At 47.5% G+C, this 22,698-nt stretch carries 23 protein-coding genes, 1 pseudogene and 1 riboswitch; of the genes and pseudogenes, 16 read left to right on the top strand and 8 right to left on the bottom strand.

Annotated features, from left to right (window positions below; genetic code table 11):
- Nucleotides 1-190: 190 nt before the first annotated feature.
- A riboswitch (molybdenum cofactor riboswitch) is annotated at nt 191-324 on the top strand.
- From moaA to OX890_RS03650, 7 genes are all read left to right on the top strand, one after another.
- The gene (moaA, locus tag OX890_RS03620) at nt 312-1,292 is read left to right on the top strand and encodes a GTP 3',8-cyclase MoaA (RefSeq protein ID WP_268650103.1); all 981 of its coding nucleotides are present in this window, start codon (nt 312-314) and stop codon (nt 1,290-1,292) included. It overlaps the preceding riboswitch by 13 nt.
- Nucleotides 1,293-1,388: 96 nt before the next feature.
- Entirely contained in the window at nt 1,389-1,865 is a 477-nt protein-coding gene (moaC, locus tag OX890_RS03625) for a cyclic pyranopterin monophosphate synthase MoaC (protein ID WP_126490966.1), read from the top strand.
- Nucleotides 1,866-1,981: 116 nt separating this feature from the next.
- On the top strand, nt 1,982-2,233 hold the full coding sequence (gene moaD, locus OX890_RS03630; protein ID WP_006079756.1) for a molybdopterin synthase sulfur carrier subunit: 252 nt from the start codon (nt 1,982-1,984) through the stop codon (nt 2,231-2,233).
- Nucleotide 2,234: 1 nt separating this feature from the next.
- Nucleotides 2,235-2,702: a molybdopterin synthase catalytic subunit MoaE gene (gene moaE, locus OX890_RS03635; protein WP_126490967.1), complete on the top strand. Its 468-nt coding sequence runs from the start codon at nt 2,235-2,237 to the stop codon at nt 2,700-2,702.
- Nucleotides 2,703-2,779: 77 nt separating this feature from the next.
- Nucleotides 2,780-3,580 (top strand): molybdate ABC transporter substrate-binding protein, encoded by an 801-nt coding sequence (gene modA, locus OX890_RS03640; protein ID WP_126490968.1) that lies wholly within the window; start codon nt 2,780-2,782, stop codon nt 3,578-3,580.
- 8 nt (nt 3,581-3,588) lie between these two features.
- A complete protein-coding gene (gene modB / locus OX890_RS03645; protein WP_011845539.1) occupies nt 3,589-4,269 on the top strand; it encodes a molybdate ABC transporter permease subunit in 681 nt (226 codons plus the stop codon).
- On the top strand, nt 4,250-5,353 hold the full coding sequence (locus OX890_RS03650; protein WP_126490969.1) for an ABC transporter ATP-binding protein: 1,104 nt from the start codon (nt 4,250-4,252) through the stop codon (nt 5,351-5,353). The genes modB and OX890_RS03650 overlap by 20 nt, the downstream gene beginning before the upstream one ends.
- 14 nt (nt 5,354-5,367) lie before the next feature.
- Here the strand turns inward: OX890_RS03650 and OX890_RS03655 are convergent, their stop codons facing one another.
- Entirely contained in the window at nt 5,368-5,529 is a 162-nt protein-coding gene (locus tag OX890_RS03655) for a hypothetical protein (RefSeq protein ID WP_006086557.1), read from the bottom strand.
- Nucleotides 5,530-6,022: 493 nt separating this feature from the next.
- Here OX890_RS03655 and OX890_RS03660 point away from each other — a divergent pair, with 493 nt between their 5' ends.
- From OX890_RS03660 to OX890_RS03675, 4 genes are read left to right on the top strand one after another with little or no spacing between them, the layout of a single operon-like run.
- Nucleotides 6,023-6,544 carry a hypothetical protein gene (locus OX890_RS03660; RefSeq protein ID WP_006079762.1) on the top strand — a complete coding sequence of 174 codons (522 nt, stop codon included), beginning with the start codon at nt 6,023-6,025 and terminating at the stop codon, nt 6,542-6,544.
- Nucleotides 6,545-6,604: 60 nt separating this feature from the next.
- Nucleotides 6,605-7,282 carry a response regulator transcription factor gene (locus OX890_RS03665; protein WP_006079763.1) on the top strand — a complete coding sequence of 226 codons (678 nt, stop codon included), beginning with the start codon at nt 6,605-6,607 and terminating at the stop codon, nt 7,280-7,282.
- Nucleotides 7,283-7,331: 49 nt separating this feature from the next.
- On the top strand, nt 7,332-8,588 hold the full coding sequence (locus OX890_RS03670; protein ID WP_126490970.1) for a sensor histidine kinase: 1,257 nt from the start codon (nt 7,332-7,334) through the stop codon (nt 8,586-8,588).
- A gap of 33 nt (nt 8,589-8,621) precedes the next feature.
- Nucleotides 8,622-9,314 (top strand): TIGR01621 family pseudouridine synthase, encoded by a 693-nt coding sequence (locus OX890_RS03675; protein WP_126490971.1) that lies wholly within the window; start codon nt 8,622-8,624, stop codon nt 9,312-9,314.
- A gap of 27 nt (nt 9,315-9,341) precedes the next feature.
- Here OX890_RS03675 and OX890_RS03680 read toward each other — a convergent pair whose 3' ends face one another.
- The gene (locus tag OX890_RS03680) at nt 9,342-10,511 is read right to left on the bottom strand and encodes a GGDEF domain-containing protein (RefSeq protein ID WP_259521498.1); all 1,170 of its coding nucleotides are present in this window, start codon (nt 10,509-10,511) and stop codon (nt 9,342-9,344) included.
- Between the two features lie 263 nt (nt 10,512-10,774).
- On the opposite strand from OX890_RS03680, the gene OX890_RS03685 reads away from it, so the two are divergent.
- Nucleotides 10,775-10,942 carry a YqaE/Pmp3 family membrane protein gene (locus OX890_RS03685; RefSeq protein ID WP_006079767.1) on the top strand — a complete coding sequence of 56 codons (168 nt, stop codon included), beginning with the start codon at nt 10,775-10,777 and terminating at the stop codon, nt 10,940-10,942.
- Nucleotides 10,943-11,014: 72 nt separating this feature from the next.
- Here the strand turns inward: OX890_RS03685 and OX890_RS03690 are convergent, their stop codons facing one another.
- Nucleotides 11,015-13,192 carry a TonB-dependent receptor gene (locus OX890_RS03690; protein WP_268650104.1) on the bottom strand — a complete coding sequence of 726 codons (2,178 nt, stop codon included), beginning with the start codon at nt 13,190-13,192 and terminating at the stop codon, nt 11,015-11,017.
- A gap of 414 nt (nt 13,193-13,606) precedes the next feature.
- Here OX890_RS03690 and OX890_RS03695 point away from each other — a divergent pair, with 414 nt between their 5' ends.
- Nucleotides 13,607-13,825, top strand: coding sequence for a DUF2986 domain-containing protein (locus OX890_RS03695; RefSeq protein ID WP_310473082.1), 219 nt, complete (start codon nt 13,607-13,609; stop codon nt 13,823-13,825).
- A gap of 133 nt (nt 13,826-13,958) precedes the next feature.
- Here OX890_RS03695 and OX890_RS03700 read toward each other — a convergent pair whose 3' ends face one another.
- Nucleotides 13,959-14,471: a M23 family metallopeptidase gene (locus OX890_RS03700; RefSeq protein WP_259578639.1), complete on the bottom strand. Its 513-nt coding sequence runs from the start codon at nt 14,469-14,471 to the stop codon at nt 13,959-13,961.
- Between the two features lie 39 nt (nt 14,472-14,510).
- Nucleotides 14,511-15,113 carry a hypothetical protein gene (locus OX890_RS03705; protein WP_268650105.1) on the bottom strand — a complete coding sequence of 201 codons (603 nt, stop codon included), beginning with the start codon at nt 15,111-15,113 and terminating at the stop codon, nt 14,511-14,513.
- Nucleotides 15,114-15,420: 307 nt separating this feature from the next.
- Here OX890_RS03705 and OX890_RS03710 point away from each other — a divergent pair.
- Nucleotides 15,421-15,522, top strand: a pseudogene (locus tag OX890_RS03710) (TetR/AcrR family transcriptional regulator); the annotation flags it as partial.
- Between the two features lie 66 nt (nt 15,523-15,588).
- Here the strand turns inward: OX890_RS03710 and OX890_RS03715 are convergent.
- The gene (locus OX890_RS03715) at nt 15,589-16,932 is read right to left on the bottom strand and encodes an anaerobic C4-dicarboxylate transporter (protein WP_006086569.1); all 1,344 of its coding nucleotides are present in this window, start codon (nt 16,930-16,932) and stop codon (nt 15,589-15,591) included.
- A gap of 265 nt (nt 16,933-17,197) precedes the next feature.
- Between OX890_RS03715 and OX890_RS03720 the strand changes: the two genes are divergently transcribed.
- Together OX890_RS03720 and OX890_RS03725 are read left to right on the top strand one after the other, a co-directional pair.
- On the top strand, nt 17,198-18,376 hold the full coding sequence (locus OX890_RS03720) for a PrnB family protein (RefSeq protein WP_126490976.1): 1,179 nt from the start codon (nt 17,198-17,200) through the stop codon (nt 18,374-18,376).
- Between the two features lie 4 nt (nt 18,377-18,380).
- A complete protein-coding gene (locus OX890_RS03725) occupies nt 18,381-19,502 on the top strand; it encodes an aminotransferase class V-fold PLP-dependent enzyme (protein ID WP_012586527.1) in 1,122 nt (373 codons plus the stop codon).
- A 62-nt stretch (nt 19,503-19,564) separates the two neighbouring features.
- Here the strand turns inward: OX890_RS03725 and OX890_RS03730 are convergent, their stop codons facing one another.
- Nucleotides 19,565-20,761 carry a dicarboxylate/amino acid:cation symporter gene (locus tag OX890_RS03730; RefSeq protein WP_126490977.1) on the bottom strand — a complete coding sequence of 399 codons (1,197 nt, stop codon included), beginning with the start codon at nt 20,759-20,761 and terminating at the stop codon, nt 19,565-19,567.
- A 260-nt stretch (nt 20,762-21,021) separates the two neighbouring features.
- The gene (gene glnA / locus OX890_RS03735; RefSeq protein ID WP_006079778.1) at nt 21,022-22,431 is read right to left on the bottom strand and encodes a glutamate--ammonia ligase; all 1,410 of its coding nucleotides are present in this window, start codon (nt 22,429-22,431) and stop codon (nt 21,022-21,024) included.
- Between the last annotated feature and the right edge of the window lie 267 nt (nt 22,432-22,698).

Genomic DNA, 22,698 nt, shown 5'->3' on the forward strand with positions numbered 1-22,698 from the left:
CGGGCGTTTTATTGCTTGTACCACCTTACCTGAAAATAAGATAAGGTCACAGTGGATTACGCTGCTGTTTAGTCTAATTCAATACAAATCTTTAGGTGAGGACTGTCACAGATTATTCACGCTAGCGTGATCTAGGTTAATAAATACCTGTTTAGGGGTATAGCTAGTGAGTACTTTCGGCCTATAATCACCGACGACGGTTCTCCGAGCTTGCCTACCTAAGTCGAAAGATATGGAGGTGTAGCCGTGGTAATAATGCCACCGGGGTGGGATAAGAAATGCTCTCACCTCCCACACTTGGAAAGGTGATCATGTCTCAATTACAAGACAGCTTTGGTCGAAAATTTCACTATTTACGGATGTCAGTCACTGACGTTTGTAACTTCAAATGCAGTTACTGCCTCCCTGATGGTTATCATCCAGAAGGTAAACCAAAATTTTTATCTCTCAATGAGATAGAAAACTTAGTCTCTGCATTTAGCCAAGTCGGCACCCAAAAAATCCGCATTACAGGCGGCGAACCTACCCTGCGCAAAGACTTTACCGACATCATACGTGTCGTCGCCGATAACCCGCGCATTCAAACCATAGCAACGACCACTAATGGCTATCGACTCGAAAAGCATGCTAAAGAATGGTTCGATGCGGGCTTGCGCCGTATCAATGTGTCCGTGGATAGTTTAGATCCCAAAATGTTTTACCAGATCACTGGCGAGAATAAATTCGATGAAGTGATGCGGGGGATTGATGCCGCCTTGTCGGCGGGTTTCGAGCGCGTAAAAATCAACGCCGTCCTGCTTAAAGGCTTAAACGATAAAGATTTACCGCGTTTTTTACACTGGATTAAACACACGCCAATCGACCTGCGTTTTATCGAGCTGATGGAAACGGGTCTTGGTCGTGAGTATTTTGAAGCACACCATTTAGCTGGCGCTGACATTAAAGCGCAGTTACTGGCGGATGGTTGGCAATTAGATACGCCGAGCGCCGATGATGGTCCAGCGCAAAACTTTAGCCGCAGCGATTATCAAGGCCGTATCGGTTTGATCATGCCTTACGCCAATAATTTTTGTGCTACCTGTAACCGTTTACGGGTATCTGCTAAGGGTAAGTTGCACTTGTGCCTCTTTACCGAATCCGGTGTCGATTTACGTGATCTGCTACAGCATTCCAGTCAACAAGCGGAATTAATTGAGCGTTTGCACGGTCAATTAGCCCAGAAGAAAGAAACCCATTATTTGCATCAAGGCATCACAGGTGTCACTCAGCATCTCGCCTCTATTGGTGGCTAGCCCGTATTTAGGTTCTTCACCGCCGCCGATTTAGCGCGAGTATAAGCCCAATTTCCCTTGCACTTTGTTTTGACCTCAAACGGAAGGATCGCTCCAATGAGCAATGTATTTACCCATATTAATGCCGATGGCAACGCCCATATGGTCGATGTCACCGAAAAAGCCGTCACCGAGCGTGAAGCCCGTGCCGAAGCGTTTATCGAAATGGCGAGCACGACACTTGAGATGATCATGAGCGGCAGCCACCACAAGGGGGATGTGTTTGCCACTGCACGTATTGCGGGTATTCAAGCCGCGAAAAAAACCTCAGATCTTATCCCGTTATGTCATCCGCTGATGTTGACTAAGGTTGAAGTCGATTTAGAAGCGCAGCCTGAACATAACCGCGTGCGTATCACCAGTCTGTGCAAATTGTCAGGCAAAACAGGCGTAGAGATGGAAGCTTTAACTGCGGCCTCAGTGGCGGCGTTAACCATCTACGATATGTGCAAAGCCGTGCAAAAAGATATGGTGATTTCTCAAGTCCGTTTGCTAGAAAAACGCGGTGGCAAGTCGGGGCATTTTAAGATTTAGCCTGACAGCATAGGCTTTAGCCACTCGATGTATTGCCGATTGATTGGAGCTGTACAAACTTAAGTCTGACGCGTTATGGATGAGTCAGTTTAGCGGATCAAAAACGAGAGAAGATTATGATTAACGTGTTGTTTTTTGCTCAAGTTCGAGAATTATTGGGCACAGCTAAATTAAGCCTAGAGGCGAGCGAGCAGACACAAACCGCCGAAGCGTTGCGTGCGACGCTGGCCGCCACCGATGACAAATGGGCAAAAGTATTAACCTCAGACAAATTGCTGGTAGCGGTAAATCAGACCATCAGTCAGTGGGATACGCCAGTAAACGATGGTGATGAAGTCGCCTTTTTCCCACCCGTTACCGGAGGTTAATATGCGTTTATTACCCGCAGTTAGAGTGCAAGAAGTCGATTTCAGTGTGGCCGACGAATATCGCCTGTTAGCTCAAGATGATAGCGATGGTGCAGTAGTGACCTTCGTCGGTAAAGTGCGTGATTTTAATGATGGCGCCGCCGTGACTGACTTAACCTTAGAGCACTATCCGGGCATGACAGAAGCCGTGCTAGAACAAATCGTTGTCGAGGCGCGCAGTCGCTGGCCACTGAACAAGGTCACTGTGATTCACCGCGTGGGCACTATGGCCTTAGGTGAGCAAATTGTGTTTATCGGGGTAACCAGCGCCCATCGCAAAGCCGCCTTCGCGGCCTGTGAATTCTTAATCGACTTTTTAAAAACCAAGGCGCCATTCTGGAAATTAGAAGCGGGCGAGCAAGGTAAAAGCTGGGTTGAGGCGAAAGATGCCGATGAACAAGCTGCCAAACTGTGGCAACACAAAGATTAGTTGCAGCAAAAATACGTGCAGTGGCAAGGCAGCTTGCTAGCTCAAAATAAACGCGAAAACGGCACTGAGGTGACCCAATGCAGAGTTTGACCCGTTTCTTCCACTCCCTTGGTTTTGTATTACTGTTTTGCTTAGCAGTTGTACCATCGACCAGTCGCGCAGTGGATAATGCGCCGATTCCTGCCATCGCCGCGGCGGCTAATATCAAGTTTGCCTTGGATGACATTGTTAAAAACTTCACCGCAGAAACGGGTCTCAAAGTACGGGTCTCTTATGGTTCATCGGGAAATTTTGTCGCGCAAATTCAACACGGTGCGCCGTTTGAAATGCTGCTGAGCGCCGATGAACGTTATATTGCCGAGCTGAACAAAGTCGGTTTTATCCAAGGCGAGGGCGTGCAGTATGCCGTTGGCCGTTTAGCCTTAGTCGCCCCTAAAAATTCACCGCTCGCACTAGATATCGAACTCAATGGCCTAAAAGCATTACTGGCAGCGGGTCAGCTAGAGCGCTTTGCGATCGCCAATCCTGACCATGCGCCCTACGGCGAACGCGCCCGTGAGTTATTGAAAAAACTCGGGTTATGGGATGAGCTGCAAACTAAGTTGATCTTAGGCGAAAACGCCTCCCAAGCGGCACAGTTTGCGATCAGCGGCTCGACTCAAGGCGGAATTATTCCTTTATCACTGGCGATTGCGCCGCAGTTTCAAGCTCTCGGTCATTACTTAGCTTTACCCACAGATCTCCATGGTCCGCTGAATCAACGTATGGCGTTAATGCCTAAGGCGAGCTCAACCGCCGAGCGTTTCTACCAATATCTACAGTCAGACGCCGCCCGCGCCGTATTCACTCAATACGGTTTTGGTTTGCCGGTAAGTTAAGGATTCCAATGGATTGGCAGGCGCTGTGGTTATCGGTCAAACTCAGCAGCATCACAGTATTGGTGCTGATCCCCCTTGCGATACTCGCGGGGCGAGCTTTGGCCTATCGTCAATTTGTCGGCAAATCTTGGGTCGAGGCATTGATAATGGTGCCCTTAGTGCTACCGCCGACTGTGATTGGCTATTACTTGCTGGTGGGGCTCGGTAGTCAGAGTTGGCTCGGACAATGGATAGAGCAACTAACTGGCCAGCAGCTCGTGTTTCATTTTTCAGGTCTGGTTATCGCTTCTGTGTTCGTCAATATCCCTTTCGCGGTGCAGCCGATCCAGCGGGCCTTTGAAGCTGTGCCGAATGATGTCCGCGATGCCGCAGCTTGTTGTGGTATGAGCCGACTTAAAATATTGCTTAAGATTGAATTGCCTATGGTGTGGCCGGGTGTGCTAACCGCGCTGGTGTTGTGTTTCTCCCATGTGCTCGGCGAGTTTGGCGTCGTGTTGATGATGGGCGGCAATATCGCTGGCGAGACTAAGACGATTTCGATTTCTATCTACGACAGCGTGCAAGCCTTCGATTTTAATGCCGCAGGCACTATGTCATTAGTGTTATTGCTATTTGCGGTAACGGCTTTGGCGCTGACTACCAGTTTATCACGGCGTTTAGGAGGTCAGCGTGGCGCAAATCATCGCTGATCTGCAGTGTCAGATCCAAAACCATAAACACATTAAACTCAACGCTGATTTTCGCTGCAAGGCTGGCGAAGTGCTCGCTGTAGTAGGGCCGTCTGGCGGTGGCAAAACGACCTTGCTACGCATGATCGCTGGGTTAAATCATCCCGATGCGGGCCAAATCCATTTTGGCGAACGGCCTTGGTTTGATGATAAAGCGCGCATCGCCTTAAGCCCGCAGCAACGCCATATCGGTTATATGCCGCAGCATTTTGGCTTATTTCCGAATCTCACTGCCTTAGAAAACGTAGTCGCTGGACTTGACCATATCCCTAAATCGGAGCGCATTGTACGCGCGAAAGATTGGCTTGAGCGAGTTAACCTACAAGGTTTACCCGATAGATTGCCGGCGCATTTATCTGGCGGTCAGCGCCAGCGTGTTGCACTCGCCCGAGCACTTGCCCGCGAACCTTCAGTATTATTACTCGATGAGCCTTTTTCGGCAGTTGATCGGGAAACCCGCGAGCGTTTATATCTCGAACTTGCGCGCCTCAAAGAGCAGTTACTCTGCCCAGTGATCATGGTTACCCATGACTTAAATGAAGCTTTGTTGCTAGCCGATTCGATGATTTTGATCAGCCAAGGGAAGATGCTACAGCAGGGAGCACCTTTCGAAGTGTTGTCGCGGCCACGCAATGAAGCGGTAGCGCGGCAGATGGGGCTAAGGAATATTTTCGACGGTGAAGTGGTGTTTCAAGACAGCACAAAAGACCTCACTTGGCTTAAGTTTGGCGAGCAGTTGATCGCCTGCGACTATGGCAAAGACCGCGCCGTTGGCAGCAAAGTGCGTTGGGTGATCCCCAACCAAGGCATTCGCTTTAACTCGATATCTAACGGACGTTTATGCCGCAGTTTTAATAAGTTAGATGTCACTATCGACGCTATGCTGGTGATGGGGGAATCGGTCCGGCTTATCTGCTATGTCACAGGTACTCAGTTACAACTTAACACCGAAGTCTCGCTGCATTTTGCCCAAAAGCTTGCACTCACGAAAGGAATGCAAACCACAGTGGCACTCAAATCCGAACAAATTCATATTTTGGAATAACGTGATATCGCACTCTAATAACGTTTTTTACCCAGCAATCCAATCCAAAATGTTCCTTCCAACAGCATGCCTAAGATGATAAATGCCACGGCGCTTGTGGCGCTGCCATAGGCGTAGGCGCTTAATGCTGCAACGAGTAGCAAGCTCAAGCTTATCCATCGTGTGACTGGTTTCATACTCGCTCCGATTAAAAAATGCCATTACTTGACGCTTGGTTATCAGACTGACTTTAGTTGAGTGCGGTCTATTTGCCAATCGTACTTTTTGACGACACAGATGCACTAAAATACCCGCTCAAATTCAATCAGCTTGATTTTAAATGGCTAAATTATGGTTTTTCACTGGAAATGTCATGCTTCAAAATCCCCAGATGATCAAAGCTTAATCTTGTTTCCATCGGTGTTTCAGCTGGTATTAGGTAGACTTAACAGATTAGCCACAAAATGATTCAGTGTTTGGCTTAAAAGCTAATAACTTAGGTGATGTTGAAAGGGAATTTTCGTTCCATTTATGACCAAACCTGAGTTAAGGCTAACGCAGTGTGATGCTATATCCAGTGGTAGATTATGGGAGATTGGCTTGGAATCGCGCACAGGGACAATTGGTCCCATCGACTTCTAACTGATTGTCTCATAAGATACAAACTTAGCTGATTTATATGGAGGAGCCATGAGACTATGGTTGCTAGGATTCATGTTGGTATCTGGCGTCGCAACTGCGGCTCAGAGCATGTATTCGATGTTTGCGGGTGGAGACTATGTACCGCCGCTGAGCGTTATGCAGCAGATCGAAAAAGGGTTCTCCGGCGTGATTGCCGAATTTAATATGGAAGAGCAAGAGGGTGAATTAGTCTACCAATTTGAGTTGATTAATCCCTTGGCCAATTCTATAACGCGGTTTGAATATCGTGCCCGCGATGGTAAGTTGCTGAAACAAAAGGCGAGTAAAGTGAGCGCGGATGATCTCGGTGAGGTTGAGGCGACACGTTTGATCGCGGCAAAAGATCAAACATTTTCAGGCTTAATCGCTAAGGCCACTAAAGATCACAAAGCCTTCTTAACCGAGGCAAAGTTAGATCACGACTTAGGTATCAGTTATTTAGAGCTTAAGCTGCTAGACGATACGGGTAAGTTTAAATTGGCTTTTGATGTCGAAAATTTACGCCCGTTACCTTTACTCAAGTGGGATTGAAACATCTAAGTCAATCGAGTGCTCAAACGAGTATTTAGGATTGAGGAGCGCAACATACAGATGAAAATACTTTTAGTTGAAGATGATGCGACGACGATTGATTACATCGTCAAAGGATTTCTCGAGCAAGGCCACAATATCGAAACGGCGAGCGATGGCCACCAAGGACTGTCACTTGCAACGAGTAGTCAGTACGATCTCGTGATCCTCGACCGCATGTTACCCCAGCTCGATGGCTTAAAATTACTGGCCGCCTTACGGGCAACGGGCAATCAAACCCCAGTGCTGATTTTATCTGCATTAGCGCACGTTGATGAGCGAGTGAAAGGCCTGCGCGCGGGCGGCGACGACTATATGACTAAGCCGTTTGCCTTCTCTGAGTTATTAGTGCGCGCCGAAAAACTCATGCACCGTGGTCAATCTGTGCCGGTCACCACAGATCTCGTTGTCGGTGGTTTGAAGATGGAGTTACTGACCCGTAATGTGACCTTAGACGGGCAAGAGTTGATGCTGCAGCCGAAAGAGTTCCAGTTACTTAAGTATCTGATGGAACATGCGAATCAAGTGATTAGCCGCACCTTATTGTTCGAAGCAGTGTGGGATTATCACTTCGACCCGCGCACGAACGTTATCGATGTGCATATCGCAAAATTACGCCGTAAATTTGAAGAGTTAGGCCATGGCGAGCTTATCGAAACCGTGAGGGGAGCGGGTTATCGCTTACGACAAAGGCATTAAGCCTTACCAAAGCAGCGCCTGGCGCATCACAATCGTCTTTTCGACCTTAGTGACGGTGATCATTGGGGCGCTGCTATTTGCCCTCTATCGACAGTTGATCATCGAGCAACAGTATCAAGTGACTCAATATTTAGAGTCAGAGACCCAACGTTATCAGCAACTTGCCCTAACGGTTGACCGCCGTAGTTTTGCCGCTCAAATCCGCGCCGCCGATCCACAAACCGCTCTGATCGCTTGGCGTAATAGCTACGATATGGTCGGTGCCTTGAGCTTTATGCCCGAAGGCATGCCCATGCTGCCGCAAACGCGGGATTTCCCCATCTTAACCGGTGGTCCGGATAAGCTGCATATTCTTACCGGCGGGCTGGTGATGACCCGCTACGGCCCAGTGTTGATTGCGACCCGTACCGATAACTTAGCGACATTAATCGATAAGTTTATCAGCGCCGCAGCGACAGCCGTGATGCTTACGATAGTGTTGACCTTAGCGCTTGGCTATCTGTTTTCTAAGGCGATTTTACGTCGATTAGTGCAATACAACCGCTTGAGTGAACAGATTGAACGCGGCCACTATGACACCCGCTTGCCCTTGAGTTGGCGTCAGGATGAGTTTGATATGTTGGCGCTGCAGTTTAATAATGTGCTGGATATCCTCGAAAATAACCTGATGGCAGTGCGCGGCGCGACCGATAATATCGCCCATGATTTACGTACTCCACTGTCACATATTCGCATTGGTCTTGAAGAGCTGGCGAGTAAGCCGAGTGATGAGATTAGCGAAGGTTGCGCGATTTTGACCGAAGAGCTCGATCATTGTTTAGCGACATTTGATGCCATGTTGTCGCTCACGCGTATCGAAGAAGGTCAGCAGACGCTCGATTTACAGGAGTTAAGCCTAGCGCAACTGTGTACCGATTTGTTGGACATGGCCGATGCCGTGGCAGAATCCAATGAGCAAACCTTGAGTTTGTCGCTGTTGGCTGACCATAAGGTATTTGGTGATAAATACTTATTATTCCAAGCTTTATATAATCTCGTCGATAACGCGATGAAGTATTCTGGCCAAGGTGCGCGGATTGAAATTATTCAGTCAGGGCAGCAAATCGAGATCCGCGATAATGGCCCTGGTATTCCCGACGACAGTAAAGAAAGAGTGTTCGAACGCTTAGTACGCCTCGACCCTAGCCGACATTTACAGGGCACAGGTTTAGGATTATCTATGGTCAAAGCGATTCTCTCACGGCACAATGCTAAAATTCATCTCACGGATAATCATCCCGGCTTAGTGGTCACTATTAAGTTTTAAGTCGATGATCCGCATTACAGTGTCGAGAACTCCATGTATCGAATCATAGCCGATGAGGCTGACTTCCTTGTTATTTCCAAATCAGCCAAAGTGCATTTCCACAGTCAGGATGGAACAGCGGGCGTGGTGGCGCAGGCTGAGCAAGATTTAGGGATTAAGCTTTTTGCCGTGCATAGATTAGATACACCCACATCTGGCCTGTTGATTTTGGCGAAGAGTGCTGTCGCCGCGAAGCAATTTACTGAGTTGTTTACTGCCCATAAAGTGCAGAAATATTACCTCGCCCTCGCGAAAGGCAAGCCGAAGAAGAAGCAAGGTTGGGTGATTGGTGACATGGCAAAGTCACGGCGTAGTATGTTTAAACTACTGCGCACTAAAGAAAATCCAGCGATTACGCAGTTTTTTTCATTAAGTGTCAGTGAGGGATTGCGTTTATATTTACTGAAACCCCTTTCGGGTAAAACCCATCAATTAAGAGTTGCCTTGGCAAGCTTAGGTGTGCCGATTTTAGGCGATGATTTATACGGTGGCGCGGCGGCGGATCGTTGTTATCTGCATGCCTACTGTCTGCATTTTCGCTATGGTGATGAAGTGACTGGCTGGCGTGATTATGCGTATAGGGATGTGCCGACTCAGGGTGAACATTTTGCCGCTGCAGGTGTGACTGAAGCGCTGATTGAGTGGTCTGACCCCGACACTTTGGCTTGGCCGGCGAAAGGGGATTAATACTGGTCGCGTTATTTTTGCGTAAGGCTAGCAAGCTTGGCAAATACGGTCTCGGCCTTCAGATTTGGCGCGGTACATGGCTTGGTCCGCTTGAATGAGTAGCTTGTCGGGCTGGCATCCTTGATAGATAGTGGCGTAACCTAAACTGGCATGGATTTTTATCGTAACACCTTGCCAGATAAATGAATTATCCTTAAGTACTTGATGCAATTTCTCGGCAACGGCTCTGGCAGCGGGTGCATCGGTCGCGGGCAAAATCACCAGAAACTCCTCACCACCGTGACGACATAGTGCGTCATTTTCTCGTAATACCGATCCAAACAGTCTCGCCGCCGTCAGCAGGGCGAGATCACCCGCATCGTGACCGTATTGATCGTTAATCTCTTTAAAATGGTCAAGATCCAATAAAATCATACTGTAAGGCACATTATCCCTTAGCCAGCGTTGATGGATATTGTTGAGAAATTTATGCATAGCCCGGCGATTCCACAGGCCTGTGAGTTGATCCCTCTCCGCTAACATACGGATTTTGCTGACGAGTCGCGTCATGGCATTACCTATCATCACGATATTGATCAATAGGGTTAGAAATACATAAAACCACAGCACAGGTATCGCTTCGTGCGTGTGCATGGCGATAAACATCGGACTTTCTTCTGGGGAAAGCAGGGCGATAAAGATGCGAATGGTAAAAATACCCACCATAGCGACTAAAGGCATGACCATAGCGATGGCGACTCGATTCCCCGTATCGCGTTTAATGGCCTGATAGTTATCCCGCGTTAGCATGGTAAAAATCAGCGCGGCGCAGGCGGAGAAAGCAACGGCTAAGGTGCGTTCGGAGCTGAAGTTGGGGGAAACCGAGAGCATCACACTGGCCGTGATTGCCAAGAGAATAAGATCGGATTTAACGCTGGGACTCAGCCTGAAAAGTGCCTTAGTACCCCAGCGTAATAGGATGAATCCAAACAAAATCGCCATATCGGAGCAGAACCAAAAAAGGTAGCTGGAGGCTTCTGAGCGTTGGCTGTTGAGTATGATGCCAAGGAGGACGAACAAGTTCGCCAGAGAAAAGCGCATACTGGCCCGAGTGGCAATCTGTAAGGGTTTAGCAATGAGTCCCCATGCCACGGCTGCGGTGCTGGCCAGTAGGCAAATAAATTTGATGAGTAATAGGGCTTGGGGATCAAATATCATTCTTTTACTTCATATTTTTCTTTAACTATAGATGCTTTTAGGCATTTTCGGTTGAAGTTTATAGGATATCTTAATCTGTATTTATCGGCAGGAGGTGAGCAGAATCCTCTTTTGAATTTATGGCGATATTAAGCGCCTTCATTTAGAGAATAACTTGGGTTATTTGCTATCTTGTAAGCTAAAATGTTTGCAAATTCTGAGTCTTCCTGCGAAGTTAGACCCTGTTGATTCGCCTACCATCTCCGTTTTAAGGATGCCCTGTTATGGATACAAATAAATTACTCTTAGTCATTATTGCGATTCTATTGCCTCCTGTTGCCGTATTTTTGAAGGCAGGAGCGGGTAAAGATCTGCTGATAAACATTGTGTTGTGTTTACTGTTCTGGTTCCCCGGTTTATTACATGCACTCTGGGTCGTGACCAAGGCATAAATTGCTTTCTTCCACACAATAAAAAAGCGCAATGTAATTGCGCTTTTTTATGCTTCAAAATGGGCCTTTCACTTAGAAAGGCAAGGTGTAGCCTATTGTCGCAGTACGTCCCATGCCTTTGAAATAACGATCATTTGTACCCATGGTTTGTGAGTAATAATTGAAATAATCCTTATTAAACAGGTTTTGCAGACCTAAGCTCAGGGTGCCAGTGTAAAGCGGCATAGAGAAGGAAGCGTCGACTGTGGTATAGCCATCAAATTCCGCATACTTGTTGCCCGCAGAATTTTTAAAGTCGCGGTCCATGTAGTAGTTGGCTTGAACGCGGGTCGACATGTCATTATCGAAGTTATGGGTCCAGAACAGGTTGATACGGTTTGGCGAAATATTTGCGCCATCGAGATCGGTATCGACTTTGTTATCACCATTTGAATCGTATTCGCCCTGTTGAATGGCGATGTTCATGCCAAGATCATCATTGCTGGTGAGGTAGGCGGTAACATTGGCTTCGATACCCTCGATGACACTTTTTTCCCGCTTCACGTCGTAGAAACCATCGCCATTTAAGGCTAAACGTGAGCCAAAATCAGTGGCCGAACGATAATATGCAAACTTAGCGCTTAAGTATTTACCTTGATAATCGGCACCAACTTCGACGTTATCTGTGACGATCGGCGTGAGTGCCAATGAGTCATCTATGCTGGGATTGTCGCCTGGGAAGCTTTTTCCATCACGCAGAATACGGCCGATATCCGGCATACCAAAACCTTGGTTATAGCTGGTATAAACGCGAATGTCTGGGGTGATTTTGTAGGAGATACCGACGTTGAATAAGGTTTCATCGAAGGTGGCCGAACCGCCTGCAATTTGCTTGTTGCCCGCACCCCATAGGGTTTTGTAGTCATCGACACTCAACTCGGCATGTTCGTAACGAACACCAGTCGATAAGGTTAGATTTTCAATTAAATCATAATCTAACTGCAAGTATGGCGCGACGTTGTCATAGGTGCTTTCCGGAACCCACGAAAAACCCGTTTTCACTAAATCTTGCTCTGTGGTATCGCGGAAAAGGTCGACACCGTAGGCCGCATCAATCCCTGAACCCGCAATATCTTTAGCAATCAATGAGCTTTTTAAACCCCATTTAACTGAAGCATTACGCGATTGCTCGTAGTATAAGCTTTCGCCTTTACTGCCGACACCGCACTGGATCACTTGGTCGCTACCTTCGAAGGATGGATCGTAGAAACTGTCGAAACAGCCGCCACCATAAACCGCTTTAAAATCTTGATTAAAGAGTTGCAGGTTAAGTTGTTGGCCACCAATGTTGGCGTGGGTATAAGTCAAACTGGTGGTGGTCACTTGGTTGTTAGCCGCTTCCCATGGCTGGGTTTCTTTAACTGCGCCCGTGGGCACGCCATTGGGTTTGTCGCCTGCAACTGGCATCCAATCGCCATTATTGTCTGCGGTGTAATGGTTAACCATTAACTCAAGGCGCGACTCGTCGAAGTTGTGGCCAAGCTTAATGAAGAAGTCTTTGCTTTGGCTGTCCATCGACTCGCCTTGAGTCGTGTCCACACCAACGACGTTATGGTTGGCATCGTAATAGACGCCATTATTGCGGTAGCTAACCGAGCCTATCATGTCGATAAATTCTGACTCGCCAGAAAACGCATAGCTGGCACCAAAGCTTAAGCCGTTAGATTTCATCGAATCAGGAACTGTCACATCGAAACTTGCAACCTGTTCGCTGTCGCCCGTCGGTTTTTTAGTGATGTAATTGATGATGCCGCCTTGGGCACCGAGACCGTGCATTGCATTGGCACCGTGAATGATTTCGATACGCTCAATCATGGCTGGATCTATGGTTTGACCCGAGCGACCCCCACTGCGAAGTGGGTTTGATTGCGGTACGCCGTCGATCATGATCAGCGGCGGACGACCACGCAGGGTTTCGCCTGTGTTACTCATCTTCTGGCGGCTTGGCGAAAAGCTCGGGGCCAAGTTACCGATAATGGTCGACAAATCTTTAGTGGTGCGGAACTGTTCTTCTAATTGGGCGCGGTCGATGATAGTGACGGTATTGGGGATTGAGCTGGGGGATTTATCCATCCGACTCGCGGTGACTGTGATTTTTTCTATGTCTTTATTTTTGTTGTTTGAATTGCTATCGGGGGCATCTTGAGCCGCTGCGGATTGGCTTAGCGCTGCAAATACGGCTAAAGCAACAAACGAGGTTTTGAATGTCATATAACTTCCTGCTAAGGGCGAATGAGTTTGCTACACCGGCTCCTTTGGCATAAGTCCATATTCCATTAAACGGCATTACAAATGATAACGATTTTTATTCTGTCGCGATTTTAGGGGAGGAATAACGGCTTGTCTAGTCGTGTCATACAGGAAATTGCACGATTTGGCAGCAGTATTGATAAATTGCGACACAGCACTCGGTATAGAGATTTAACCCCAAGGGTTACCTAGTGCGAGTTCATGTTGTTAAGGCTGTGCCTTATTTAGGGTTTGGCATGGCTTGCGCGATCTGATGGTTTGGTCGCAGGTTTGATGACTTGGCTTGAAAACGCGGTTTGTTAACTAGGCTTGTTAATTTGGTTAGCGTTGGGCGTGGGTTTGATGGCCTGAGGCGCTCTGACTTAGTGCTTTCGATTGTCTGGCGTGCAGGTGGAAGGCTATAATCGCGCCCCTTTATTCCGTATCCGCATTGGTGCCTTGATGAACCGCAAAAAGAAGATAAACCAAACCTTGAAGAGCAAGGCGAAAAAGGCCAATGCCAAACTGCAATCGAGCAATAAACCTAAATACATTGCGAAGGCGGATAGGGAAGCATTAGCTGCAGAGGCCGATAGCGAGTCTGCAGAATCATAAGTCTCCGTTCATTTCTTCGTATAATGTGACGGCCATGCTGGCATTCAGTGAGCTTGCCTACATGGCGAGTTGCTGAACCCTCATTTGTAGTTGATATTGTCGCGAAGCCGCTATGTTACTCATCACCTAAGTCTTAGTGTGTTTCTAAGTAGCTGATGGGATTTTGATAAAAGGCCTTTTTATATCCTTGGGTTGAAGTATCTATCAGCCAAGGTTTAGGCAATAAGCTCAAAATGGAATAATGCAAATGTGGCGGTTTACCTTGAGCATTACCTGTATCGCCGACAGTGCCCAGCGTTTCACCTTGGTAGGCAATTAATCCCGTGGCTGATTCAATTTGTGCTAAATGGGCAAAATAATGAATTTGCCATTTAGGACCTAGACCAACTACCACATTGCCTCCTTTAAAGAAGTCGCCTCGATAGAAGATCAGCATAGGCGTTGGCGCAATCACGGCAGTGTTTTTGGCGGCGAAAATATCTATTCCCTTATGTACGCCCGATGGCCCCCAAGGTTCATACCAAAAGGTTTGGCTGTTCCAATCTTTACTGCTGGCGCCTTTGACTGGGATCACCGGTGACTCAGGGATCAGATAGCCGCCAAGTAGCAGTAACGCTAGTGCTAATCCAACATATGTTAACTTCATTTTTTATCCTGCATTAAGCCTTAGTGCTTCTCTCAAGCTTTAATGAAAATCACTGAATTCCTGCCAATTTACGGGGTACTGCAAGCGCTCAGCTGCTGAAAGTGATCGCCAATAGGGTCGCCAAAAATAGTTGCACCAAAAATCGATATTCCCTTGAAGGCTGCCGAGTGTATCGGGATCGACATTGGGAAAGCTTTCCCAAGGGTGAGGTAAAGTCGATTTAAACGCAATCAGTTGCTCTAATAGCGCTTTGTCGTTACTGATCAAGTTGACGCAGATCCCTGCAAAATCGGCATATTGGTTGAGCTGCAAGCTGGTTGCTCGGCTCCGATGAGTTATCAGGCCATTAAAGCTGGCGGCATGTTCGGGCAACACTGCAAAACCTGCATTGCCAATCAAGGTATCTAAGGTTTGCTTGCCTTCTAAGGTCAGTAAGCCGTGAACTTGATAGGCATAAATATCGGCCTGCAATATTGGTGTCACTAGCGGATAGGCTTGGTTTGTCGGCAAGTCGATGTCGGGCATTTGCGCTGGATTAAAAATGGCGGCTAAGTCAGCTTGTCGCTCTAGTGTGCTGTTGCCATGAAAGGCGCTATGAAGATGTTTTTTTAGCCAAGTGAGCACAGACATGAGCGCGACCATATAAGGTGAATGTTAATTGATCATGGCGTTTCTAAAGATTCAAATCACCAATCTACTTCTGGCACCTGCGATTTTACTCATCTGCATACGGCCAGCTTGAAGCATTAATACCGTTAATTCAGTTGGATATTAAAAATGACAAGGCAAGCGATTTTATGCCTGTAACTAAGCTGTCGTCTAGGGTTTAGCGTTAGCAGGAAGAAGCTTAATACTTAAGTTGTGAGCTTTTGAGCGCTGGCAAATGGGAATCTGTCGAATGGTAAACCGCAGTGACTCAGCAGCCTGAGTTTCTCGATGTGGCACGTTTGCATTCTGGCCTAAGCTGTTCCATATGAAAAATAATGATGAGCACCAGCAAGCGATTATCGACGCCAATATCAAGATGTTTTTGGCCATGTATCGCGCTTAAACTTAGCGTTCCATGCTATTCAACATAAAGGCCGCATCGCGGCCTTTATTATTTGTAAAATACAGACTAGAGCAAGGCTGTTGCCAGTAGATAACCGACGGTCGATGCGGTACCCACGCCGATAAAACCTGGAATGATAAAGCTGTGGTTAATAATGAACTTACCTATTTTAGTTGTGCCTGAACGGTCAAAGCCGATACAGGCCAGATCGCTTGGATAAGTAGGTAGCACAAAATACCCGTAGCTTGCAGGGAGGAAAGCGATCAAGAGTTTTGGATCGACTCCTAAGGCGAGACCCATAGGCGCAATGGCAGTCAGCGCCGCTGCTTGGCTATTAACAAGCTTAGAGATGAGAAACAGCACTAAGGCATAGGTCCAAGGCTGGCTTTGCACCACGTGGGACAGGTTTTCTTTAAGCACATCCATATGGCTGATGAAGAAAGTATCACTCATCCACGCCACCCCAAATACTGAGAAAATCGCCACCATGCCCGCTTTAAAGACGGGGCCATTAGAGATGTTTGTAGGTTTGACTTTGCAGGTCATCAGGATAAATGCCCCCGCAATTAACATCATCATCTGGATGACTAAGTTCATCGATAATAAGGTCGTTTTCCCTTTAACTTCAAAGGCTGGGCGCAGTTCACTAAAGGAACCTAACAGCACCACAGCTGCAATAGCCGCAAAGAAAATCCCCGTTGCCCAGTAAGCTTCCTTAGGAAAACGTTGGTTTAGCAGGGTTTCGCTCTTGTCATAGATAAAAGCTCTTTGGACAGGATCTTGAATCCGTTCTTGGAACTCTTCGTCTTTATCTAAATCTTTACCGCGACGTAGGCTCCAAAGCGCTGCGGCCATGACGCCGCAAAGCGATGCCGGTACGGACACCATTAAAATTTCGAGTAGATTATAGGCGCGGCCCACACCTTGTTGCGATGCGAGAATCGACACCATAGACACAACCGCTACCGACACGGGCGAAGCACAAATTGCCATTTGCGAGGCGACGGATGCCACAGCCATTGGGCGTTCTGGGCGAATATTTTTCTTCAGCGCGATATCGGAAATAATCGGGAACATGGTGTAAACCACATGGCCCGTACCGCAAAGAAAGGTCAGCGTCCAAGTGGTCAGCGGCGCCAGAATGGTGATGTATTGTGGATGGCGGCGCAGTAGGCGCTCAGCAAACTGCATCATCACATCCAAACCGCCTGCGGTTTGTAATACGGCCGCACAGCCGATCACCGCAAGAATCGTTAGCATAACTTGTACTGGCGGTTGTCCCGGCGCTAAACCGAAGACAAATATCAGTAAAAACAAACCTATGCCGCTGATGAGGCCGAGTCCCATACCGCCGTAGCGGGTACCGAGTAGTAGGCAACTAAGCACTACTATAAATTCCATTAAAATCATCCGATTTACCTCTGCGGAATCTACCGCTTAGCGATTTGTTGAGTGATGAGTGTTTTCAGGGACATTCTGCGGAGGAAAAGCGTTTGAAAAATTGCGCTGGCGCATGGTGTAAATAAAAAATGGCATGAGATTTTTCGGAAATTTGACCTAGCGCTAGAAACACGTGGCGATAAGTTGCATTCTGGTTAACGAGTTTTATGGATTGAGCTAAGACTTTGAGCTCGCTCCGTTTACAAGAACGATAACAATACTCAAGGATAAGTCCGTGAAACCAGCCACCTTTAACACCGAAGCCTTCGATGATTGGATCCGCAGTCGCTTTGTAGAGCTCAACTCAGAGCTAGAACAGCTTTACTACCAACAAACGGATAGGGCCAATGTGCTTGATATCGGCGTAGAAGCTAAGTTGGCGCTGGAGAGCGAAGGGCGAGAGTTGATTACGGCCTTGCTCGATGAGGGCAATACCGACGAAGGGTTCGACAGTGCTTTTGATTTACTCGGCAACGTGGGCCTGTATATGGCGGCCTGTCGACGCCATGAAATTACCGAGCCTTCGCGGGAAACCACATCGCCATTAGCCGAAGCCTCCGCGCTTGCCATGCACATCGGCGCTTCAATAGGCGTCACGCCGCGCTTTGCCACCGCACATTTAACTACGCACAATCGTGCCCACAATGGCATTTATAAGCGCTTTACCGATCTTCCCGCTGAAAAGTTGTTTGTGGATTACAACACTAAGGGCATTTTGGCCTATAAACGCGCCGCCGATGCGTTATTGAAGATCCAGCCTTTGGGTATTTCCCATCCCATCAGCCACGATTTACTGCGAGTCGCTAAACAGGCATTGCAGGATGTGATTGAGTCGAATACTCAATTATTCAATCGATTAGATACGGATCGTTTCTTTTACTGTGTTCGCCCTTACTACAAACCTTATCGGGTGGGTTCGGTCATTTATCGCGGTGCCAACGCCGGGGATTTTGCGGGGATTAATGTAATCGATTTAACGCTAGGTCTTTGTTTCGCCAATGAAGCTTCCTACTCGCAAATGCTGGTGGACAAATTTTTATACATGATGCCAGAGGATCAGCAGATATTGCGTGAGTGCATGCGTCGACCGAATTTGATGGATGATTTCCTGCAAGCAAAAGACAGTGCGAACCAAACTTGGTATCAAGAAAATTTGCGACTCTTTATCGAAGTCTGCGAATTACATGGCGAGACTGCGATTCAGCATCATAATGAGTTAGTGACTAAATATATTGCCGAGCCTTCGACAAGTATGGAGCAGCAGCATTTAGCTAAGGTTACCGCCAGTGGTCCGCCACTGCATGTGCTACTCGGTTCATTGGAGCGACTCAGAGATAGGCGCGCCGCCGCTCAGCGCAGCGATATTCGGACGCGTTATTATGAGATTAAAAAATTAAAAGAGAGTTTGAGATAACACTATGTTTGAAGACTTTAAAAAGGACTTTTACCTCGCGGGTCCAGGATATCTATTGAACCATTCAGTCGGTCGACCGTTAAAATCGACCGAACAGGTCTTCAAAGAAGCCTTTTTTGCGCCTTGGCAGGAATCGGGGCGCGAGCCTTGGGGTCAGTGGCTGAGTGTGATTGATGATTTTACCTTTGCTTTATCCAAACTGTTTAACGGCCACCAAAAGGACTTTTGCCCTCAGGTAAATCTTTCCAGTGCACTGACTAAAATCGTTATGTCACTCGACCGATTAAATCGCGAACACGCCGTTGTGTTGATGAGTGAGATTGATTTCCCCAGCATGGGTTTCGCCCTTAAAAAAGCGCTGCCAGCTAGCTGCGAAGTGCGTTTTATTCCTAAGGGACTTGATGTCACTGACCCTAATGTGTGGGACGCGCATATCAGTCGCGATGTGGATCTGGTGTTTGTCAGCCATGCATACTCGAATACGGGGCAGCAGGCGCCATTAGCCAATATTTTCACCATAGCCCGTGAGCGAGGCTGTTTGAGCTTAGTGGATGTGGCTCAATCGGCAGGGATTATTCCGCTAGATCTCGCGCGCCTACAACCTGATTTTTTAATCGGGTCGAGTGTTAAATGGCTCTGCGGCGGCCCTGGTGCCGCCTATCTTTGGGTTAATCCCGCTATATTGGAGAGTTGTCAGCCAAAGGATGTGGGGTGGTTTAGCCACGAGAATCCGTTCGAGTTCGATATCCATGATTTTCGTTACCAGCATTCCGCAATGCGCTTCTGGGGTGGAACGCCTTCAATCGCCCCCTATGCCATTGCCGCCCACAGCATTCATTACCTTGCTGGTCTAGGCATCCCCTTGCTGCGTAAATGCAATCAGCAGTTAATCGATGCCGTGGCGCAAGAGCTCGAACATGAGTTTGTATCGCCACGGGATGTTGAAAAACGCAGCGGTACGCTGATTTTGCAGTTTGGTGAGCAACAACATCAAATCATGACGGCATTAGCGAACGCGAACATCAGCGTCGATGCTCGCAGCATGGGGATCCGTATTTCGCCGCATATCTACAACAATATGGCCGATATCAAGCTGTTACTGGACGTGATAAAAGCCAATCGGTAGCCAATTGATAAGAGCTCTGCGGATAAATAGCTATGCCCAAACCTCAGTGTTTGGGCATTTTTTTAGAGTCGTTTACGATTTAGCCGCTCGATGATCTGACAGGCGTTCAAGTCGTGTACCACGTTAATGACCGTCGATGGCGCATCGGTAATTGCCCCTATAACCACTAAAATCGGGATGGTTTCCATTGGCAAGCCTAAGGTCGTGACGATAAAAATCTCTCCGAGGAAAGCGCCGCCCGGCACGCCGCCTATGATAAAGGCCGATAGAACCGAAATCAGTATGGTCACCATAAACACATCGACGGTGAAATCTAATCCGAGTAACGAGTATATAAACACGATTTTTAGGGCTGTGATGATTGAGGCGCCGCCCTTATTTAAATTGACCAATAATGGCAGGCTGATGTCGGCGATTTCGGGTTTAATGCCCATCTTCAGCGCGGTTCTTAAGGTGACGGGTAAGGTGGCGAGTGATGATGTGGTGCCCAGTGCCGTCACTGCAGGTTCGAGGGCGAAGCGCCAGAATTGTTTAACCCCTTGAGTGCCACCGCCAAGCCATGCGTAAAAGGTAGAGCCCACGGTTAGATAGATAAAGCAGGCGACCATAAACAGACCAACGGCGCGGGCAAAGGTGACAACAAGCTGGGGATCTTGGCTCGCCATTGTCGAGGCGAAATAAGCACCGAGTCCCACGGGTGCTGCCACCATAATGATCGAGACTATCTTCATAATGACGGTATTAAAACTGTCGAGTAATGCCGAGACTTTTCTGCCATCCTCACCCGATTGACCTATCGCAATCCCCGCAATAACCGACATGATGATCAGGGCTAAGATATTGGATTTTGATAATAAACCTGAAAAGTCATTGGTGGTCAGCAGGCCGACAAAATCCATCGTCCCCGCAGTATCGCTGATGGTTTGATTGAGATCTAAGGTAACACCTTGGGCGGGGTCGAAAAATAAGGCCAGCCCGATAATGCCCACGGCGGGGATAATCGCCATCACAATCGACACCGCCATGATTGACACTAACAGAGCGCCGAGTTTCTTCAAATCCGTCATGCGAGCAATGGAGGAGGTCACGCTAATCGCGACCAGCGGCACGATAATCATAAACAACAGGTTTAGAAAAATTTGCCCTAAAGGTTTGAGCGTGAGCGCCAGTTCTGGCAAACCGACACCGAGCACGCCGCCCAGTAACAACGCGGTGAGCAGCACGATGGAATCTTTATAAGGTTTTATCTTTTGCCACATAGGTAAACGCCTATTGTTATTTTTATGAATAAGATGCGCCCAAGTGATCAGGATTAATCGTGCTGCATGGACATTATCAAGCTAGCGATTGCATTGAGTGAGTGCAAGGTGTGATTGATTTTAAATCGAAAAGGTTTGAAATCTAGACGTGATGGATTTTGATTTTTTATGATTAATGGATTTGGCTTTATAGCTAATCAGAGCTTCATCTATAAAAAAGCCCCGACAAGTCGGGGCTTCAAACATCTTAAGCCAGTGGCTTACAAGCTGTAGTACATTTCAAACTCAAGTGGGTGAGTTGTACGTGCTACACGCTCAGCTTCTGCTGTTTTCAGTACGATATAAGATTGGATGAAATCTTCACTGAACACGCCGCCTTTTGTCAGGAACTCATGGTCAGCTTGCAGATTTTCAAGGGCGTTTTCTAATGACGTTGCCACTTGTGGGATTTCAGCCGCTTCTTCTGGAGGCAGATCGTACAGATCTTTGTCCATCGCTTCACCTGGGTGGATCTTGTTTTGGATACCGTCAAGACCGGCCATCAGCAGCGCTGCGAAACCTAAGTATGGGTTGGCATGTGGATCTGGGAAACGCGCTTCGATACGACGGCCTTTAGGGCTTGGTACCACTGGAATACGGATTGATGCAGAGCGGTTACGGGCAGAGTAGGCCAACATAACAGGTGCTTCAAAGTGTGGCACTAAACGCTTGTAAGAGTTAGTGCTTGGGTTAGTGAAAGCGTTCAGCGCGCGAGCGTGCTTGATGATACCACCTATGTAGTACAGCGCCGTTTCACTTAAACCCGCGTATTTGTCGCCAGCGAACAAGTTAACACCGTCTTTCGCCAGAGATTGGTGAACGTGCATGCCGCTACCGTTGTCGCCAACGATGGGTTTAGGCATGAAAGTCGCCGTCTTACCGTAAGCGTGTGCCATGTTGTGCACTACGTACTTCAGAATTTGGATTTCATCCGCTTTCTTAGTTAGCGTGTTGAAGCGAGTTGCGATTTCGTTTTGACCCGCAGTCGCCACTTCGTGGTGATGCGCTTCAACCACTTGACCCATTTCTTCAAGCACTAAACACATAGCGCTACGTAGGTCTTGTGATGAGTCAACCGGTGCAACTGGGAAGTAACCGCCTTTAGTGAATGGACGGTGACCTGTGTTGCCGCCTTCGTAGCTAGTGCCTGAGTTCCAAGCCGCTTCTTTAGCGTCGATCTTAACGAAACAACCTGACATGTCAGTACCGAAACGGACATCATCAAATAGGAAGAATTCTGGTTCTGGGCCAATCAAAACAGTATCAGCGATACCAGTAGAGATTAGGTAAGCTTCTGCTTTTTTAGCAATTGAACGTGGATCACGGTCATAACCCGTCATAGTACCTGGTTCAAGAATGTCACAACGGATCAGTGCTGTGGTTTCTTCGGTGAAAGGATCCAGTACGAATGTCGTTGGATCTGGCATCAGTACCATGTCTGATTCGTTAATGCCCTTCCAACCTGCGATAGAAGAACCGTCAAACATTTTGCCGTCTTCGAAGAAATCAGCATCTACCTGATGAGAAGGAATAGATACGTGCTGCTCTTTACCTTTAGTGTCGGTAAAACGTAAATCAACGAACTTAACTTCTAATTCTTCAAGTTGCTTTAAAACTGATTCAACTGACATTCTCAAGCCTCCGGTAGGGTAAAGGGATGCCCCTTCTATAATCTTTTAACTCAAGTGATTTATCTTGAGCCAAACTTACGAGCGATAAAGCGATATCCATGCCAATAATTTAACTAGCTGATTAACATGGTTTAAAATCTTTGTTGCACTTAATTGGATTCGTGTTTGCACCACTATGGTGCTTTTGGCTGTGGCATTTTGGTGCATCAATCCATTTTGGTGCGCACTGAATTGATTCATGCAAACCTAGGCTGGGATCCAAAGCAA

Source organism: Shewanella sp. DAU305 (genome assembly GCF_026802235.1).
Lineage (GTDB): Bacteria > Pseudomonadota > Gammaproteobacteria > Enterobacterales > Shewanellaceae > Shewanella > Shewanella baltica.

Excerpts from the sequence above, each read along its gene's own strand:
- OX890_RS03665 (WP_006079763.1), top strand. The coding sequence starts at position 6,605 with ATGAAAATACTTTTAGTTGAAGATGATGCGACGACGATTGATTACATC.
- moaD (WP_006079756.1), top strand. The coding sequence starts at position 1,982 with ATGATTAACGTGTTGTTTTTTGCTCAAGTTCGAGAATTATTGGGCACA.
- glnA (WP_006079778.1), bottom strand. The coding sequence starts at position 22,431 with ATGTCAGTTGAATCAGTTTTAAAGCAACTTGAAGAATTAGAAGTTAAG.
- OX890_RS03680 (WP_259521498.1), bottom strand. The coding sequence starts at position 10,511 with ATGATATTTGATCCCCAAGCCCTATTACTCATCAAATTTATTTGCCTA.
- OX890_RS03715 (WP_006086569.1), bottom strand. The coding sequence starts at position 16,932 with ATGATTTTAATGGAATTTATAGTAGTGCTTAGTTGCCTACTACTCGGT.
- modA (WP_126490968.1), top strand. The coding sequence starts at position 2,780 with ATGCAGAGTTTGACCCGTTTCTTCCACTCCCTTGGTTTTGTATTACTG.
- OX890_RS03690 (WP_268650104.1), bottom strand. The coding sequence starts at position 13,192 with ATGACATTCAAAACCTCGTTTGTTGCTTTAGCCGTATTTGCAGCGCTA.
- moaC (WP_126490966.1), top strand. The coding sequence starts at position 1,389 with ATGAGCAATGTATTTACCCATATTAATGCCGATGGCAACGCCCATATG.
- OX890_RS03705 (WP_268650105.1), bottom strand. The coding sequence starts at position 15,113 with ATGGTCGCGCTCATGTCTGTGCTCACTTGGCTAAAAAAACATCTTCAT.
- OX890_RS03655 (WP_006086557.1), bottom strand. The coding sequence starts at position 5,529 with ATGAAACCAGTCACACGATGGATAAGCTTGAGCTTGCTACTCGTTGCA.
- OX890_RS03675 (WP_126490971.1), top strand. The coding sequence starts at position 8,622 with ATGTATCGAATCATAGCCGATGAGGCTGACTTCCTTGTTATTTCCAAA.
- moaA (WP_268650103.1), top strand. The coding sequence starts at position 312 with ATGTCTCAATTACAAGACAGCTTTGGTCGAAAATTTCACTATTTACGG.
- OX890_RS03660 (WP_006079762.1), top strand. The coding sequence starts at position 6,023 with ATGAGACTATGGTTGCTAGGATTCATGTTGGTATCTGGCGTCGCAACT.
- modB (WP_011845539.1), top strand. The coding sequence starts at position 3,589 with ATGGATTGGCAGGCGCTGTGGTTATCGGTCAAACTCAGCAGCATCACA.
- OX890_RS03685 (WP_006079767.1), top strand. The coding sequence starts at position 10,775 with ATGGATACAAATAAATTACTCTTAGTCATTATTGCGATTCTATTGCCT.
- moaE (WP_126490967.1), top strand. The coding sequence starts at position 2,235 with ATGCGTTTATTACCCGCAGTTAGAGTGCAAGAAGTCGATTTCAGTGTG.
- OX890_RS03700 (WP_259578639.1), bottom strand. The coding sequence starts at position 14,471 with ATGAAGTTAACATATGTTGGATTAGCACTAGCGTTACTGCTACTTGGC.
- OX890_RS03730 (WP_126490977.1), bottom strand. The coding sequence starts at position 20,761 with ATGTGGCAAAAGATAAAACCTTATAAAGATTCCATCGTGCTGCTCACC.
- OX890_RS03725 (WP_012586527.1), top strand. The coding sequence starts at position 18,381 with ATGTTTGAAGACTTTAAAAAGGACTTTTACCTCGCGGGTCCAGGATAT.